Genomic DNA, 16865 nt, shown 5'->3' on the forward strand with positions numbered 1-16865 from the left:
AATTTCTTGACGACCATAGAGCGTTGGAACCACCTGATCCCATCCCGAACTCAGCAGTGAAACGATGCATCGCCGATGGTAGTGTGGGGTTTCCCCATGTGAGAGTAGGTCATCGTCAAGATTAAATTCCGAAACCCCAATTGCGAAAGCAGTTGGGGTTTTGTTTTTTGGCTCGAAAAAGCATTCTAAAAGTAACTGTCCGGTCAGTACCCACTCCATAACCGTTCTCCAAATTAACCAAGATAGTGGACACCATTTTTTAATGGGCACTATCTTGGAGGTAGGGTGGCGTTCGGACGCTTACTTCGCTATCGCCACACTTTCTAACCGATATCCATAACCGTAAATTGTCAGCAGTTGCCAACCACGATCCGCTGTAAGTCCTAGCTTGTTGCGCAGGCGATAAATGTGGGTATCCAGAGGTCTCGACGAAGCCACTTCTTCATGGGGCCAGAAGCGCTCATAGAGATAGTCGCGTGATAACGGCCGACCGAGATTGCTGAACAGACAGCGCGCTAACCGATACTCGCGCTCCGTCATGATGATCGCCTTGCCTTCGCGGGTGACGCTCAGTTCGGCGTCATCGAAGGTCAAATCATTGAAGCAGCGGACTTCGGTAGCGGCAGTACGTTGCAGACTGTGTCGGCGCAGTACCGCAGCAACTCGAGCCTTCAGCTCGTTGGGCCGAAACGGTTTGCTGACATAGTCATCAGCTCCTGCATTCAATGCCTGAACGATATCGCTTTCGCCGTCGCGGCTGGTAAGCATGATCGCGGCCGGTGGCGCTTCCATGTGTTCGCGGGTCCAGCGTAAGAGGGCCAGGCCGGAGAGGTCGGGGAGTTGCCAGTCGAGGATTAGCAGGTCGAAGGTTTCCCGGCGCAACTGTCGCAGCAGGTCTTCGCCACGTTCGAAGCTGTGCAGTGACCATGGCTGATCTCCGGCGTCAGCCATTTGTTGCAGGGTTTGCTCGACCCGGCGCAGTTCGGCGGGCTCGTCGTCCAGTATCGCAACGCGCATACGCGGTTCTTCCTTGTTGCTGGGGCGGTGGGGTATCGACAATACCGGCTCGCCCATCGCTATGAAAGTAAGCGGCCGCCATTGGTCGACGTCCGCTATGATTCTTCGTTCTACGTATTCAGACCTGTGGCCCATGAAACCATTCACCCTCCCTCGCCCTTTCTCCCATGAATGATCGGCGTCGGTACGAAAGTCGTGAACCCAGCCAAGTGCAGCGACTGTTTCGACAGTTGGTACGCGAGTGGTTGTGGATAAGTCTAGTGCTGTTGCCGCTGACTGCGTTGCTGTCTTATCGCGCGCAGATCAACTTGCACGCTGCGTCACCCGGAGTGGGAGCGTTGCTGTCGGTGGGCATGGTGGCGTTTGTGTTGGGTTTGCTGCTTTGGCGTCCGCGATGGGCGCTTTGGATAACGCTGACAGGCATGGCGTGTGCGCTGACGACCAGTGCCGGGCTCGCTGAAATGCGTCGTTGGTGGTCGCCGACGCCTGCGGTACTGGGCATGTTGTTCGGCTATTTGATCTGGAACTGGCGACGTCTGAGTGTGGTGTTGACCTACTTCGGTTGGGAGTTGGCACGACTGGACAGCGAGCCGAAAGTCTTTCCCGAACGCCGCCGCACACAACTCACCGGCGCCGATCGATTGCAGGGCCAGATCATGGCGCTTGAGCAAGCCATGAGCCGCACCCGTGATACTCGGCGTTTCATCGCTGACGGCCTGGAATACCTGCCGGTCGCGACACTGATCAGCGATCCAAAGGGGCAAATCCTGCTGGGCAACCGTAAGGCTCGGCATCTCTTCGAAGATCAACTGGTGGGCGCCGACATCCTCGTTCAACTGGCGCGCCTCGGTTATCCAGAGTTATCTACCGAGCCACACCCGCAGTTGTCCGCGCTGCCACTGTTGGAGTTCAGAGATCACAAGGAACGCAGCCTGCGCCTGGAACGTGCGGCACTGCTGCCGGTGGACGGTGACACGCCCATCGGCTGGCTGTTGAGCCTGACAGATCTGAGTGCTGAACGCGCTGCGGAAGAACAACGCGGGGTGTTGCTGCGCTTTCTCTCCCATGATCTGCGCGCTCCACACTCGGCGATTCTCGCGTTGCTCGACGTCCACCGTCATCAGGCCGGTGCTGACTCGCCGTTATTTGAACAGATTGAGCGTCAGGTCCGTCGTGCTCTGGATCTGACCGATGGCTTCGTGCTGCTGGCGCGCGCCGAATCCGAGGCCTATCAGTTTCAGCCAACGTTGTTCGCGATGTTAGTGCTCGACGTGCTGGATCAAGTCTTACCCATTGCCCAACAAAAACGCATCGAAGTGTTTCACAACATGGATGAGCAATCGCAGGAGCGGTTGATACAGGCCGACCAAGGGTTGCTGACCCGCGCCTTGTTCAACTTGCTGGAAAACGCGATCAAATACAGCCCGGCGGATAGCCGGATCGCGCTGCGTGTCAGTTGTGACGGTGAATGGCTGCAGTGTGAGTTGACCGATCAGGGCAAGGGCATTGCCGCGCAGGAACTGCCGGATCTGTTCAGCCAGTACCGGCGTTTTTCATCCGCCCAAGGCATTGATGGTGTAGGCCTGGGCCTGTCGATGGTCAAGGCTGTGGTCGATCACCATGGCGGCCGCATCGAGTGCCGCAGCGTGGTTGATCAGGGCACCACGTTCGTCCTTGAGTTGCCGCTGATACCCGAGTGAACAGGTACAAAAAAACCGGCTATATCAGCCGGTTTTTTTACATCCGAAAAAAACTTATGCACCATTTACGGCGTTTTATGAGGTTGAGAAATATATAAGTAAATCAATCTCTTATATTGAATATTCAGGCTTTTTCATAAGAATCGTGCACAGGTTATCCACAAAATCTCAGACAGCCACCTGATCGCTGGCGGCGGGTGCTTGCGGGGCCGGTGGCAGTGAACCCATTTCGCGCTGGGTCTTCTCGTTCCACGCTTGCACACGGTCATTGAGTTCGGCGATGGCGCGAGGGCCAGTGCCTTCGGCGTACATCGGCTCGCCGATGACCACCGTGATCACACCAGCGTTTTTCCCCCAGCCCATTTTCGGCCAGAATTTGCCGGCATTGTGTGCAATCGGTAGCACCGGCAGTGCAGCATTCACCGCTAAAGCGCTGCCACTGCGGGAGAACTTGCCGACAGTGCCAAAAGGAACGCGTGTACCTTCAGGGAAGATCAGTACCCAGACATTGTCCTTGAGCAGTTCATCACCCTTGGCCGCGACTTGTTTGAGCGCCGCTTTTGGGTTGTCCCGATCAATCGCGATCGGCCGCAGCATCGCCATGGCCCAGCCGAAGAAAGGCACGTAGAGCAATTCGCGCTTGAGCACTTGGCTCAAAGGCGAGAAATAAGCGGAGAGAAAGAACGTCTCCCAAGTGCTCTGGTGGTTCGATTGAATCACGCAGGGCTGGTCAGGCACGTTTTGCGCGCCTTTGACCTCGTAACGGATACCCAGAAACACCTTGGTTAACCACAAGGCGCAACGACACCAGTACACGTTGATAAAACGATACCGCGCCTTGAATGGCAGAAAGGGCGCGATGAAAAAGCTCAGGCTGCACCACAACAAGGAGGTGGTGCCCAGCAGCAGGTAAAAGAGGAATATTCTGAAGGCCCGCAGTATCGACATGGCGACGTTTACCGTTACGGGCAATGCCCGACTGTTCAAGCGCACTCCCGATCAATCCCTGGTCAGGAATTTCAGAAGTACTCTAGTTGTGGATAAGTTCTGCGGCAATCGCCGCTAGATCGTCAAAAATCAGAGTGCCAACCGGCAGGGTTTTGCCCTGAGTCTTTTCGCCTTTCCCGGTCTTTACCAAAACGGGTTGTGAATCGACGGCTTTGGCGGCCTCCAGGTCACCAAGGCTGTCACCGACGAACCAGACATGGGTCAGCTCGACGTTGTAATGCGCCGCGATGGTTTTCAACATCCCCGGTTTCGGCTTGCGGCAATCGCAGCCTTCATCCGGCCCATGCGGGCAATACACGATCAGCCCGACTTCACCGCCCTGCTCCGCCACCAACTCGCGCAGGTGCGCGTGCATGGCGTCGAGGGTGGCGAGGTCGTAGTAGCCGCGAGCAATGCCCGACTGGTTGGTGGCGACCGCCACCGTCCAGCCGGCCTTGCTCAACTGCGCAATCGCCTCGATCGAGCCGGGCAAAGGAATCCACTCCTCCACCGACTTGATGTAAGCGTCGGAGTCGTAATTGATCACTCCGTCACGATCGAGAATCAGCAGTTTCAACAGCAATTCCTCAACCCAGCAGCGAAATATCGGCCACGCCCAGGAACAGGCCACGCAGACGCGCCAGCAGCGCGTAACGGTTGGCCCGCACATTGGCGTCTTCGGCATTGACCATCACCGCGTCGAAGAACGCATCCACCGGCTCACGCAATGCCGCCAGGCGTGCCAGCGATTCGTTGTACTGACGCGCTGCGGCCATTGGCTGTACAGCCTGATCCGCTTGCTGGATCGCCGAATACAGCGAGAACTCGTTGGCATTGTCGAAGTACTTGGCCTGAACCTCGGTCGGTACAGCGCCTTCAAGCTTGCTCAGCAAGTTGGAAACACGCTTGTTCACCGCCGCCAGCGCTGCGGCCTCCGGCAATTTGCGGAAGGCTTGAACCGCTTGCACACGCTGGTCGAAGTCCAGCGCCGAACCTGGCTTCAGGGCACGTACCGACAGGTAGGTCGCCACATCCACGCCTTCGTCTTCGTAACGCGCACGCAGACGGTCGAAGATGAATTCCAGCACGGATTCGTTGAGGCCGGCAGCCTTGACCTTGGCACCGAACGCATTCACGGCGAAGGCCACGGCGTCGTTCAGGTCCAGATCCAGTTGTTTCTCAATCAGGATGCGCAGCACGCCGAGAGCCGCACGGCGCAGGGCGTACGGGTCTTTGCTGCCCGTTGGCAGCATGCCGATGCCGAAGATACCGACCAGAGTGTCGAGCTTGTCAGCGATAGCGACGGCTGCACCGGTCAGGGTCGCCGGCAGTTCAGCACCGGCACCGCGTGGCATGTACTGCTCGTTCAGCGCCAGCGCGACATCTTCCGGCTCGCCGTCATTGAGGGCGTAGTAGTAACCGGCGACACCTTGCATCTCCGGGAACTCGCCGACCATTTCGGTGGCCAGGTCGCACTTGGACAGCAAGCCTGCACGGGCAGCCCACGAAGCATTGCCACCGATGCGTGCGGCGATATAAGCCGCCAGTTTCGAAACGCGCTCGGCCTTGTCGTAGACGCTGCCGAGTTTTTCCTGGAACACCACGTTCTTCAGGCGATCATTGAAAACTTCGAGTTTCTGCTTCTTGTCTTGTTTGAAGAAGAACTCGGCGTCGGTCAGGCGTGGACGAACCACTTTCTCGTTACCGGCGATGATCTGCTGTGGGTCTTTGCTTTCGATGTTGGCGACAGTGATGAAGCGTGGCAGCAACTTGCCGTCGGCATCCAGCAGGCAGAAATACTTCTGGTTGTCCTGCATGGTGGTGATCAGTGCTTCCTGCGGCACGTCGAGGAAGCGTTCCTCGAACGAGCACACCAGCGGCACCGGCCATTCAACCAGTGCGGTCACTTCGTCGAGCAGCGCCGGCGGAACGATTGCCGTGCCTTCCTGACGGGTGGCCAGTTCTTCGGTGCGCTTGCTGATGATCTCGCGACGCTCGTTGGCATCGGCCAACACATAAGCGGCACGCAGGTCGGCCAGGTAGCTCGACGGCGAGCCGATGCGAACGCTTTGCGGGTGGTGGAAGCGGTGACCACGAGAGTCACGGCCAGCCTTCTGCGCGAGGATCGTGCAGTCGATGACCTGGTCACCGAGCAGCATCACCAGCCATTGGGTCGGACGCACGAATTCTTCCTTGCGCGCACCCCAACGCATGCGTTTCGGGATCGGCAGGTCGTTCAGAGAGTCTTCGACGATGGTCGGCAGCAGGCTCGACGTCGGCTTTCCGGCGATGTTCTGGCTGTAGCGCAGTTTCGGACCGCTCTGGTCGATTTCGCTCAGATCGACGCCGCACTTCTTGGCAAAACCCAGGGCTGCTTGCGTCGGATTGCCTTCAGCATCGAATGCGGCCTGACGTGGCGGGCCGTCCAGGTTGATGCTGCGATCCGGCTGCTGAGTCGCCAGTGCGGTGATCAGTACTGCCAGACGACGCGGCGCGGCGTAGACGGTTTTCGTCTCGTAGCTCAGGCCGGCGGCTTGCAGGCCCTTGTCGATACCGGCGAGAAACGCGTCGGCCAAAGTGTTCAGGGCTTTGGGTGGCAGTTCTTCGGTGCCCAGTTCAACCAGAAAATCTTGCGCACTCATTGTGCAGCCTCCAGCTTGGCCAGTACTTCGTCACGCAGGTCCGGGGTCGCCATCGGGAAGCCCAGCTTGGCGCGAGCCAGCAGGTAGGCTTGCGCAACGGAACGCGCCAGGGTGCGCACGCGCAGAATGTATTGCTGACGCGCGGTCACCGAGATCGCCCGGCGCGCGTCCAGCAGGTTGAAGGTGTGCGAGGCCTTCAACACCATTTCGTAGCTCGGCAACGGCAGCGGCTGGTCGAGTTCGATCAGGCGCTTGGCTTCGCCTTCATAGAAGTCGAAAAGTTCGAACAGCTTGTCGACGTTGGCGTGTTCGAAGTTGTAAGTGGATTGCTCCACTTCGTTCTGGTGGAACACGTCGCCGTAGGTCACTTTGCCCATCGGGCCGTCAGCCCAGACCAGGTCGTAGACCGAGTCCACGCCTTGCAGGTACATGGCCAGACGTTCCAGACCGTAGGTGATCTCGCCGGTCACCGGGTAGCACTCGATGCCGCCCGCTTGCTGGAAGTACGTGAACTGAGTGACTTCCATACCGTTGAGCCAGACTTCCCAGCCCAGACCCCATGCGCCGAGGGTCGGCGATTCCCAGTTGTCTTCGACAAAGCGAATGTCGTGGACCAGTGGGTCCAGGCCGACATGCTTGAGGGAGCCCAGGTACAGTTCCTGGAAGTTGTCCGGGTTCGGCTTCAGAACAACCTGAAACTGATAGTAGTGCTGCAGACGGTTCGGGTTTTCGCCGTAGCGGCCGTCAGTTGGACGGCGGCTTGGCTGCACGTAGGCGGCGTTCCAGGTTTCCGGGCCGATGGCGCGCAGGAAGGTCGCGGTGTGGAAAGTGCCGGCGCCTACTTCCATATCGTAGGGCTGAAGTACCACACAACCTTGCTCGGCCCAGTATTGCTGGAGCGCGAGGATCAAGTCTTGGAAGGTACGCACGGCTGGCGTAGGCTGGCTCACGAAATTCACCTGTTTCTTGGGCTGCGATTTAAAGAGCGGGAGTATACCCGATTCGTTGCTGCGCACGCCCCCTGGAGCCTTATGCCACGCTGCTTTTGGTGTACCGAAGATCCGCTGTACATGGCTTATCACGATCAGGAGTGGGGCACGCCGCTACGCGATGCGCAGGGTTTGTTCGAGTTGCTTTTGCTCGAAGGGTTCCAGGCCGGGCTTTCCTGGATCACCGTACTGCGCAAACGCGAGCGTTATCGCGAGGTGTTGTTCGGCTTCGACGTCCAGCGCGTGGCGCAGATGACTGACGCCGAAATCGACGAATTGATGCTCGATCCGGGGATTATCCGCAACCGCCTCAAACTCAATGCTGCGCGGCGCAATGCCCAGGCGTGGCTGGCGCTTGAGGACCCGGTGGGCTTTCTCTGGTCGTTCGTTGGCGACCAATCGATCATCAATCATTTCAAGGATCGCAGCGAAGTCCCGGCGATTACCCCCGAAGCGCTGGCGATGAGCAAAGGCCTGAAAAAGGCCGGGTTCACGTTCGTCGGCCCGACCATTTGCTACGCGCTGATGCAGGCCTCGGGCATGGTCATGGATCACACTCGGGACTGCGACCGCTACGCGCAGCTCGTCAACGGCGGTTAGAATGGCCGCCTCGCGCACAGCACAAGATCAGGAGTGACCTGTGGAAAAGTTTAAAGGCGCCTTGCTGGTAGGCGCTCTGCGGCTGTTTGCCCTGCTGCCATGGCGGGCCGTGCAGGCCGTGGGTTCGGCGATCGGCTGGATCATGTGGAAAACCCCCAACCGTTCACGCGACGTGGTGCGGATCAACCTCGCCAAGTGTTTTCCACAGATGGACCCGGCCGAGCGTGAACGCCTGGTCGGCCAGAGCCTGAAAGACATTGGCAAGTCTCTGACCGAAAGCGCCTGCGCTTGGATCTGGCCAGCCCAGCGTTCCATTGATCTGGTGCGCGAAGTCGAAGGCCTCGACATCCTCAAGGATGCACTGGCCTCGGGCAAAGGCGTGGTCGGCATCACCAGTCACCTGGGCAACTGGGAAGTGCTCAACCACTTCTATTGCAGCCAGTGCAAACCGATCATTTTCTATCGCCCGCCCAAGCTCAAGGCTGTGGATCAATTGCTGCGCAGACAGCGCGTGCAGTTGGGCAACAAAGTCGCCGCTTCCACCAAAGAAGGCATCCTCAGTGTCATCAAGGAAGTGCGCAGAGGTGGTGCGGTGGGCATTCCGGCCGACCCGGAACCGGCCGAATCCGCCGGGATCTTCGTGCCGTTCTTCGCCACTCAGGCGCTGACCAGCAAATTCGTACCGAACATGCTCGCTGGCGGCAAAGCGGTTGGCGTGTTCCTGCATGCACTGCGTCTGCCCGATGGTTCCGGCTACAAAGTGATCCTCGAAGCCGCGCCCGACGCCATGTACAGCACCGATACCGAGACGTCCTGCGCGGCCATGAGCCAAGTGGTCGAGCGTTATGTGGCGGCGTATCCGAGCCAGTACATGTGGAGCATGAAGCGTTTCAAGAAACGTCCACCGGGCGAGGAGCGCTGGTACTGAGGCGTTGGAGATCATGATTGGCATGATCTGTGGATAACTTAACCTTCAGGGTTATCCACAACCGTTCATTCAAGGGCGCAGCAGATGTCCGAACACCGCAAATCGTTTCGCATCAAAATCAGTCACGACAGTTTTGGCGAATGCCTTGGGCAAACGCGCAACCTGTCGCCTACCGGGGTGTATGTCCAGCATCCGCGTTTGGCGTCATTGCCCAAAGGCGCGGTGGTTTACGGGCAGGTGCAGGATTTACCCACAGGCGCGCCGCGCGTGCGGATGGAAGTGGTGACGGTGGATGCCGACGGGATCGGCCTGCGCTATCTGTAGATCATTGCGCCTGACGATCGAGCTTCTTCAGAAAAACCGTCATTTCCTTCTCGGCTTGCTTGTCGCCATGGGCGCGGGCCGCTTCCAGACCGTGCTCCCACGCCTGCCGTGCGGCGGCGCTATCGCCCAACGCCAGTTGCGCCTTGCCCAACAGTTTCCACGCCGCCGAATATTTCGGATCGAAACCGACACAGCGCTCAAAGTGCTCGGCAGCCTTGGCGTTCTCTCCCAGATCCAAGTAGCCCTTACCCAAGCCAAAGCGCAGCAGGGCGTTATCCACACCCTTGGCGAGCATTTTTTCCAGGGATTCGAGCATTTGTGGATTCCTTTCTGTGGAGTGTCAGGAGTTGATGGGGGGTAGTGAGGCCTATTCGCGAGCAAGCCCGCTCCCACAATTGGAACGCATTCCCCTGTGGGAGCGGGCTTGCCCGGGAAGAGGCCAGTGCTGTCACCGCAACACTCAGAAAAAGCTCAACCCCACATGGAACAACTTCTCCACATCCCGGATATGTTTTTTATCCACAAGGAACAGAATCACATGGTCACCCGCTTCGATCACGGTGTCGTCGTGGGCGATGATCACTTGTTCATTGCGGATGACGGCGCCAATGGTGGTGCCCGGTGGCAGGCCGATTTTATCGATGGGCTTGCCGATCACTTTGCTCGACTTGGCATCACCGTGGGCGATTGCTTCGATCGCTTCCGCAGCCCCCCGTCGCAATGAGTGCACGCTGACGATATCGCCACGGCGTACGTGGGCCAGCAAGGTGCCGATGGTCGCCAGTTGCGGGCTGATGGCGATGTCGATGTCGCCGCCCTGGATCAGGTCGACGTAAGCCGGGTTGTTGATGATCGTCATCACTTTCTTCGCCCCCAGCCGTTTGGCCAGCAGCGACGACATGATGTTGGCTTCGTCATCGTTGGTCAGGGCGAGGAAGATATCCGCGTCGGCGATGTTCTCTTCCAGCAGCAAGTCGCGGTCCGACGCGCTGCCCTGCAGCACCACGGTGCTGTCGAGGGTGTCGGAGAGATAGCGGCAGCGTGCCGGGCTCATCTCGATGATCTTCACCTGATAACGGCTTTCGATGGCCTCGGCCAAGCGTTCGCCGATCTGCCCGCCACCGGCGATGACGATGCGTTTGTAGGTTTCGTCGAGACGGCGCATTTCACTCATCACCGCGCGAATATCCTCACGCGCAGCGATGAAGAAGACTTCGTCATCGGCTTCGATCACCGTGTCGCCCTGGGGCAGGATCGGCCGGTCGCGGCGGAAAATCGCCGCCACGCGGGTCTCGACATTCGGCATGTGTTCGCGCAATTGGCGCAGTTGCTGACCCACCAGCGGCCCGCCGTAATAGGCACGCACGGCCACCAGTTGCGCCTTGCCTTCGGCGAAGTCGATCACCTGCAAGGCGCCGGGATGCTGGATCAGGCGCTTGATGTAATTGGTGACGACTTGCTCGGGGCTGATCAGCACGTCGACCGGAATCGCTTCGTTCTGGAACAGCTGTTCCTCGCGGGCCAGGTAAGACGCTTCGCGCACCCGGGCGATTTTGGTCGGGGTGTGGAACAGCGTGTGGGCGACCTGGCAGGCAACCATGTTGGTTTCGTCGCTGTTGGTCACCGCTACCAACATGTCGGCGTCGTCGGCGCCGGCCTGACGCAGCACCGACGGCAGCGAGCCACGGCCCTGAATAGTACGGATGTCGAGGCGGTCGCCGAGGTCGCGCAGGCGCTCGCCGTCCGTGTCGACCACCGTGATGTCGTTGGCCTCGCTGGCCAAATGTTCAGCCAGCGAACCGCCGACCTGTCCTGCACCGAGGATGATGATTTTCATCCAGTCACTCCGTTGAATCCGTTTAGCCGCGAGATGCAGCGATCTTGATCAGCTTGGCGTAATAGAACCCGTCATGGCCACCCTGCTGGGCCAGCAATTGGCGACCATGGGGCTGCTTGATCCCGGCCGTCGTTGCCAGATCCAGTTCCCGTGCGCCCGCCGTGCGTTCGAGGAACGCGGCAATCACTTCGGTGTTCTCGGTCGGCAAAGTCGAGCAAGTGGCGTAGAGCACAATGCCGCCGACTTCGAGGGTTTTCCACATCGCGTCGAGCAACTCGCCTTGCAGTTGCGCCAGAGCCGCGATGTCGTCGGCCTGGCGGGTCAGTTTGATGTCCGGATGGCGGCGGATGACGCCTGTGGCCGAGCACGGTGCGTCGAGCAGGATGCGCTGGAACGGTTTGCCGTCCCACCATACCGCCGTTTCGCGACCGTCGGCTGCGATCAGTTCGGCGCTCAGCCCCAAACGTTCAAGGTTCTCTCTGACTCGCACCAGGCGCTTGGCTTCCAGATCCACCGCCACCACGCCAGCCAGCGCGGGTTCGGCCTCAAGGATGTGGCAGGTCTTGCCTCCCGGGGCGCAGCAGGCATCGAGCACCCGCTGGCCCGGAGCGAGGTCGAGCAAGTCGGCGGCCAGTTGCGCCGCTTCGTCCTGCACGCTGATCCAGCCATCGGCAAAACCCGGCAGGCTGCGCACATCGGCCGCGGCTTCGAGGACGATGCCGTCGCGGCTGTAAACGCACGGTGTCGCCGCGATACCGGCCTCAGTCAGCAATCCCAGGTAGGCGTCGCGACTGTGATGACGGCGATTGACCCGCAGAATCATCGGCGGATGCGCGTTGTTGGCTTCGCAGATCGCTTCCCACTGCTCGGGCCAGAAAGCTTTCAGGGATTTTTGCAGCCAGCGGGGGTGGGCGGTACGCACCACCGGATCACGCTCCAGCTCGGCGAAAATCGTTTCGCTCTCGCGTTGCGCGTTACGCAGCACAGCATTGAGCAGACCTTTGGCCCAAGGCTTTTTCAGCTTGTCGGCGCACCCCACCGTTTCACCGATGGCGGCGTGGGCCGGCACACGGGTGTAGAGCAGTTGGTAGAGCCCGACCAGCAGCAACGCCTCGACATCGGCATCGGCGGCCTTGAAGGGCTTCTGCAGCAGTTTCTCCGCCAGTGCCGACAAGCGTGGCTGCCAGCGCGCTGTGCCGAACGCCAGATCCTGAGTGAAGCCGCGATCGCGATCCTCGACCTTGTCCAGTTGCGTCGGCAAGGAACTGTTCAGCGAGGCTTTGCCACTCAGTACAGCGGCGAGTGCCTTGGCGGCGGCCAGACGCGGGTTCATTGCGCGGCCACCGCAGCGCCCAGCACGGTGCCGACGGCGAATTTCTCACGACGGCTGTTGAACAGGTCGCTGAAGTTCAGCGCCTTGCCGCCGGGCAATTGCAGACGGGTCAGGCACAGTGCCTGTGCGCCGCACGCGACGATCAAGCCGTCCTTGCTGGCGCTGAGGATGGTGCCCGGTGCGCCGTTGCCTTCGGCGAGCGTCGCCGCCAGCACTTTCAGCGCTTCACCGTTGAGGGTGCTGTGGGTGATCGGCCATGGATTGAAGGCGCGGACCAGACGCTCCAGCTCAACGGCCGGGCGGCTCCAGTCGATGCGTGCTTCGTCCTTGTTCAGTTTGTGCGCGTAGGTGGCGAGGTCATCGTTCTGCACTTCGCCTTCCAGCGTCCCGGCAGCGAGACCGGCAATCGCCTGCACCACGGCCGGTGGGCCCAGCTCGGCGAGACGGTCGTGGAGGCTGCCGCCAGTGTCGCCGGCGCTGATCGGCGTGACGACCTTGAGCAGCATCGGCCCGGTGTCGAGACCCGCCTCCATGCGCATCACGGTCACGCCACTTTCGGCATCACCCGCTTCGACGGCGCGCTGAATCGGCGCCGCACCGCGCCAGCGAGGCAGCAAGGAGGCGTGGCTGTTGATGCAGCCCAGGCGCGGAATATCCAGCACCACTTGCGGCAGGATCAGGCCGTAGGCGACCACCACCATCAAGTCCGGCTTCAGCGCGGCGAGTTCAGCCTGAGCGTCAGCGTTGCGCAAAGTCGGCGGCTGCAACACCTGGATATTATTTTCCAGCGCTAGCTGTTTAACCGGGCTCGGCATCAGTTTTTGCCCGCGACCGGCCGGACGATCCGGTTGGGTGTAGACCGCAACGATCTCGTAATGGCTGCTCAGCAAGGCCTTGAGGTGTTCTGCGGCGAATTCCGGGGTACCGGCAAAAACGATGCGCAGTGGCTCAGTCATGGAAGGAGTCTCATAAAAAGAAAAAGGCTTGCCGCAGCAAGCCTTTGAAGAGGGGCATCAAGCGTTCTGGCGATGCTGCTTTTCCAGTTTCTTCTTGATCCGGTCGCGTTTGAGCGTGGACAGGTAATCGACGAACAATTTGCCGTTGAGGTGGTCGCATTCGTGCTGGATACACACGGCGAGCAGGCCTTCGGCGATCAGTTCGTAAGGCTTGCCGTCACGGTCCAGCGCCTTGATCCTGACCTTCTGCGGGCGGTCGACGTTTTCGTAGAAACCCGGCACCGAGAGGCAGCCTTCCTGATACTGATCCATTTCTTCGGTCAGCGATTCGAACTCGGGATTGATGAATACCCGTGGTTCGGTGCGGTCTTCTGAAAGGTCCATCACAACGATACGTTGGTGCACGTTGACCTGGGTCGCGGCGAGGCCGATGCCCGGCGCTTCATACATTGTTTCAAACATGTCATCGACCAACTGACGCACTTCGTCGTCCACTACGGCCACAGGCTTGGCGATAGTACGCAGACGCGGGTCCGGAAATTCGAGGATGTTTAAAATGGCCATAGGCTGATTGCTGCACGTATTGAGTAAAGTCGGGTCGATGGCCTGGCAGGTCCGAAGATGCAGGCTACCGTTGTGAAGCGTAGCTGCTGCAATTGCAGGAGCGAGCCACGGGGGCTCTGACGATTCACGCGAACGCACATGATAAAGGGATTCGCTGCATGAGGAAAACACTACTCGCCCTGCTGCTTCTGGCTTCGGCCGGCGTGGCGCAAGGGCAAGTGCAACTCAGGGATGGTTTTCCACAGCAATACACGGTGGTTTCGGGGGATACGCTCTGGGATATTTCCGGCAAATACCTGCGCGAGCCCTGGCAGTGGCCACAGCTGTGGCGGGCCAACCCGCAGATCGAAAACCCCAACCTGATCTACCCCGGCGACACGCTGACGCTCAGTTACGTCAACGGTCAGCCGCAACTGACCCTCAACCGTGGCGAGTCACGGGGCACGATCAAGCTGTCGCCACGAATTCGCACCAGCCCGGTGGCCGAGGCGATTCCGAGCATCCCACTGAAATCGATCAACAGTTTTCTGCTGAGCAACCGCATCGTCGACAAGGTCGAGGACTTCGACAAGGCGCCGTACATCGTCGCCGGCGATGCCGAACGGGTGCTCAGCGGCACCGGCGACCGCATCTTCGCGCGTGGCCATTTCGACCCGAACCAGCCGGTTTACGGGATTTTCCGCCAGGGCAAGGTCTACACCGATCCGCAGACCAAGGAGTTTCTGGGGATCAACGCCGACGACATCGGTGGCGGTGAGATCGTGGCCACCGAAGGCGACGTCGCCACCCTCGCCCTGCAACGCACCACCCAGGAAGTGCGCCTCGGCGACCGTTTGTTCAGCGGCGAAGAGCGTTCGATCAACTCAACCTTCATGCCCAGCGCACCGGCCAGCAACATCAACGGGGTGATCATCGACGTGCCACGCGGCGTCACCCAGATCGGCGTGATGGACGTGGTCACCCTGAACAAGGGCAAACGCGACGGTTTGGCCGAAGGCAATGTGCTGGTGGTGATGAAAACCGGGGAAACCGTGCGTGACCGCATCACCGGCCAACCCTTGAAAATTCCCGACGAACGCGCCGGATTGCTGATGGTGTTCCGCACCTACGAAAAGCTCAGCTACGGCCTCGTGCTCAACGCATCGCGCTCGCTGGCGGTGCTCGACAAGGTGCGCAATCCGTAAGCGTGCTCAACAAGTTACCAACAGAGTTATCCACAGCTTGTTCCGAATGGTTCGGGGCTTATAACGATCAAGGATGATCCATGATGATGTCTGTCTGTACGCCCGTTTCCCCGGCGGAACTGGAAGCGCGCCTGCGCCTGCACCGCTTGCCGGAAATCGGCCCGAAGCGGTTTGCCAAATTGCTCGAAGCCTTCGGCTCGGCTTCCAAAGCCATCAGCGCCCCGGCCAGTGCCTGGCGCTCGCTGGGTTTGCCAGCGGCATGCGCTGAAGCGCGGCGCTGTCCTGAAGTGCGCGATGGCGCCAGTCATGCCATGCGCTGGCTAGAGCGCCCAGGTCAGCATTTGCTGATGTGGGATCAACCGGATTACCCGGCCTTGCTGGCGCAGATTCCTGATCCGCCACCGCTGCTGTTCGTGGCTGGTGATCCGCTTATTCTGGAGAAACCGCAACTGGCGATGGTGGGCAGTCGACGCGCTTCGCGTCCGGGTATGGACACGGCGGCGGCGTTTTCCCGCAGTCTCGCCGGGGCCGGTTTTGTCATCAACAGTGGCTTGGCGTTGGGTATTGATGCCGCCGCGCATCAAGCGGCACTGGACGTGGGAGGGCAGACGGTCGGCGTGCTCGGCACGGGTCTGGAAAATTTTTATCCACAGCGCAATCGGCGACTGGCTGACGCAATGATTGCCTCGGGCAGCGCGGTGCTTTCGGAGTTCCCGCTGGACGCCGGACCGAGCGCGAGCAACTTCCCGCGACGTAACCGGATCATAAGTGGCTTGTCCCTTGGTGTATTGGTGGTGGAGGCAAGTGTCGCCAGTGGTTCGTTGATCACCGCGCGGCTGGCGGCGGAGCAGGGGCGAGAGGTTTACGCCATTCCTGGCTCCATTCATCACCCCGGTGCGCGGGGTTGTCACCAGTTGATCCGCGATGGCGCGGTGCTGGTGGAAACCATCGAACATATTCTTGAAGCGCTGCGTGGCTGGCAGCATCTACCGATATCCACCGACACCCCGAAAACCGATCACCCACTGCTGCGCCTGCTCCACGCGGCGCCACACACCAGTGAAGCCTTGGTCGATAGCAGCGGCTGGGCTTTGCCCAAAGTGCTGGCGGCACTGACCGAACTGGAAATGGACGGCCGTGCAGTGTGTGAAAACGGTCGCTGGTTGGCGAGGACACGCTAGGTTTTACAGGGAAGATCGGTAAACTGCGCGAAACCTGTTTGCGGAGAGTTTTTCATGGTCAACAGTTGGCGTGTGCAACAAGCCGCACGAGAGATTCGTGCCGGGGCGGTGATTGCCTATCCAACCGAAGCCGTCTGGGGACTGGGTTGCGACCCGTGGAACGAAGAGGCGGTGGATCGGTTGCTGGCGATCAAGAATCGTTCGGTCGACAAGGGCCTGATTCTGGTCGCCGACAACATCCGCCAGTTCGACTTTCTGTTCGAAGACTTCCCGCAGGAGTGGATCGACCGCATGGCCAGCACCTGGCCAGGGCCGAACACCTGGCTGGTGCCGCACCAGAACCTGCTGCCTGAGTGGGTTACGGGTGTACACGACACCGTGGCGTTGCGGGTCAGCGATCATCCGCAGGTGCGCGACTTGTGCTCGATGGTCGGGCCGCTGATTTCGACCTCGGCCAACCCACAAGGGCGTCCGGCGGCGCGCACGAGGTTGCGGGTCGAACAGTATTTTCGTGGGCAGATCGATCTGGTGCTGGGCGGGGAACTGGGTGGGCGCAAGAACCCGAGCCTGATTCGCGATCTGGCCACCGGCAACGTCGTGCGCCCGGCCTGAAGACCGAGCTG

General features: G+C 60.0%; 17 protein-coding genes and 1 rRNA gene. 8 read left to right on the plus strand and 10 right to left on the minus strand.

The window, feature by feature from the left end; genetic code table 11:
• Positions 1–5: 5 nt before the first annotated feature.
• Positions 6–121: ribosomal RNA gene (gene rrf / locus K5E40_RS20000) — 5S ribosomal RNA — on the plus strand.
• Positions 122–300: 179 nt separating this feature from the next.
• Here the strand turns inward: rrf and K5E40_RS20005 are convergent.
• Entirely contained in the window at positions 301–1017 is a 717-nt protein-coding gene (locus tag K5E40_RS20005; protein WP_221732224.1) for a response regulator transcription factor, read from the minus strand.
• Between the two features lie 167 nt (positions 1018–1184).
• Between K5E40_RS20005 and K5E40_RS20010 the strand changes: the two genes are divergently transcribed.
• Positions 1185–2717 carry a HAMP domain-containing sensor histidine kinase gene (locus tag K5E40_RS20010; RefSeq protein ID WP_221732225.1) on the plus strand — a complete coding sequence of 511 codons (1533 nt, stop codon included), beginning with the start codon at positions 1185–1187 and terminating at the stop codon, positions 2715–2717.
• A 168-nt stretch (positions 2718–2885) separates the two neighbouring features.
• Here K5E40_RS20010 and K5E40_RS20015 read toward each other — a convergent pair whose 3' ends face one another.
• From K5E40_RS20015 to glyQ, 4 genes are all read right to left on the minus strand, one after another.
• A complete protein-coding gene (locus K5E40_RS20015; RefSeq protein ID WP_221732226.1) occupies positions 2886–3665 on the minus strand; it encodes a 1-acyl-sn-glycerol-3-phosphate acyltransferase in 780 nt (259 codons plus the stop codon).
• 82 nt (positions 3666–3747) lie between these two features.
• Positions 3748–4287 carry a D-glycero-beta-D-manno-heptose 1,7-bisphosphate 7-phosphatase gene (gmhB, locus tag K5E40_RS20020; RefSeq protein WP_221732227.1) on the minus strand — a complete coding sequence of 180 codons (540 nt, stop codon included), beginning with the start codon at positions 4285–4287 and terminating at the stop codon, positions 3748–3750.
• 4 nt (positions 4288–4291) lie between these two features.
• The gene (gene glyS, locus K5E40_RS20025) at positions 4292–6346 is read right to left on the minus strand and encodes a glycine--tRNA ligase subunit beta (RefSeq protein WP_221732228.1); all 2055 of its coding nucleotides are present in this window, start codon (positions 6344–6346) and stop codon (positions 4292–4294) included.
• Entirely contained in the window at positions 6343–7296 is a 954-nt protein-coding gene (gene glyQ / locus K5E40_RS20030) for a glycine--tRNA ligase subunit alpha (protein ID WP_034152298.1), read from the minus strand. Before glyQ ends, glyS begins: the two co-directional genes overlap by 4 nt.
• Positions 7297–7377: 81 nt before the next feature.
• Here glyQ and tag point away from each other — a divergent pair, with 81 nt between their 5' ends.
• The 3 genes from tag to K5E40_RS20045 all read left to right on the plus strand — a co-directional run bounded on the left by tag (position 7378) and on the right by K5E40_RS20045 (position 9187).
• Complete coding sequence (gene tag / locus K5E40_RS20035) at positions 7378–7935, plus strand: DNA-3-methyladenine glycosylase I (RefSeq protein WP_221732229.1); 558 nt, start codon at positions 7378–7380, stop codon at positions 7933–7935.
• Positions 7936–7975: 40 nt separating this feature from the next.
• Positions 7976–8863 (plus strand): lysophospholipid acyltransferase, encoded by an 888-nt coding sequence (locus K5E40_RS20040; protein WP_221732230.1) that lies wholly within the window; start codon positions 7976–7978, stop codon positions 8861–8863.
• Between the two features lie 84 nt (positions 8864–8947).
• On the plus strand, positions 8948–9187 hold the full coding sequence (locus K5E40_RS20045) for a PilZ domain-containing protein (RefSeq protein ID WP_221732231.1): 240 nt from the start codon (positions 8948–8950) through the stop codon (positions 9185–9187).
• Position 9188: 1 nt separating this feature from the next.
• Here K5E40_RS20045 and K5E40_RS20050 read toward each other — a convergent pair whose 3' ends face one another.
• From K5E40_RS20050 to def, 5 genes are all read right to left on the minus strand, one after another.
• Positions 9189–9503, minus strand: a complete 315-nt coding sequence (locus K5E40_RS20050) for a tetratricopeptide repeat protein (protein ID WP_221732232.1) — start codon at positions 9501–9503, stop codon at positions 9189–9191.
• Between the two features lie 144 nt (positions 9504–9647).
• The gene (trkA, locus tag K5E40_RS20055) at positions 9648–11024 is read right to left on the minus strand and encodes a Trk system potassium transporter TrkA (RefSeq protein ID WP_221732233.1); all 1377 of its coding nucleotides are present in this window, start codon (positions 11022–11024) and stop codon (positions 9648–9650) included.
• 22 nt (positions 11025–11046) lie between these two features.
• Positions 11047–12357: a 16S rRNA (cytosine(967)-C(5))-methyltransferase RsmB gene (rsmB, locus tag K5E40_RS20060; protein ID WP_221732234.1), complete on the minus strand. Its 1311-nt coding sequence runs from the start codon at positions 12355–12357 to the stop codon at positions 11047–11049.
• Positions 12354–13313, minus strand: a complete 960-nt coding sequence (gene fmt, locus K5E40_RS20065; protein ID WP_221732235.1) for a methionyl-tRNA formyltransferase — start codon at positions 13311–13313, stop codon at positions 12354–12356. Before fmt ends, rsmB begins: the two co-directional genes overlap by 4 nt.
• A gap of 57 nt (positions 13314–13370) precedes the next feature.
• Positions 13371–13877 (minus strand): peptide deformylase, encoded by a 507-nt coding sequence (gene def, locus K5E40_RS20070; RefSeq protein WP_221732236.1) that lies wholly within the window; start codon positions 13875–13877, stop codon positions 13371–13373.
• A 158-nt stretch (positions 13878–14035) separates the two neighbouring features.
• On the opposite strand from def, the gene K5E40_RS20075 reads away from it, so the two are divergent.
• The 3 genes from K5E40_RS20075 (at position 14036) to K5E40_RS20085 (ending at position 16854) form a co-directional block, all read left to right on the plus strand.
• Complete coding sequence (locus K5E40_RS20075; protein WP_221732237.1) at positions 14036–15061, plus strand: LysM peptidoglycan-binding domain-containing protein; 1026 nt, start codon at positions 14036–14038, stop codon at positions 15059–15061.
• 80 nt (positions 15062–15141) lie between these two features.
• Entirely contained in the window at positions 15142–16242 is a 1101-nt protein-coding gene (gene dprA / locus K5E40_RS20080) for a DNA-processing protein DprA (RefSeq protein WP_221732238.1), read from the plus strand.
• 54 nt (positions 16243–16296) lie between these two features.
• On the plus strand, positions 16297–16854 hold the full coding sequence (locus K5E40_RS20085) for an L-threonylcarbamoyladenylate synthase (protein ID WP_221732239.1): 558 nt from the start codon (positions 16297–16299) through the stop codon (positions 16852–16854).
• The last annotated feature ends 11 nt before the right edge of the window (positions 16855–16865 follow it).

Origin of the sequence: Pseudomonas baetica (assembly GCF_019733355.1) — a bacterium.
In the GTDB taxonomy this organism is placed as follows: domain Bacteria; phylum Pseudomonadota; class Gammaproteobacteria; order Pseudomonadales; family Pseudomonadaceae; genus Aquipseudomonas; species Aquipseudomonas baetica_A.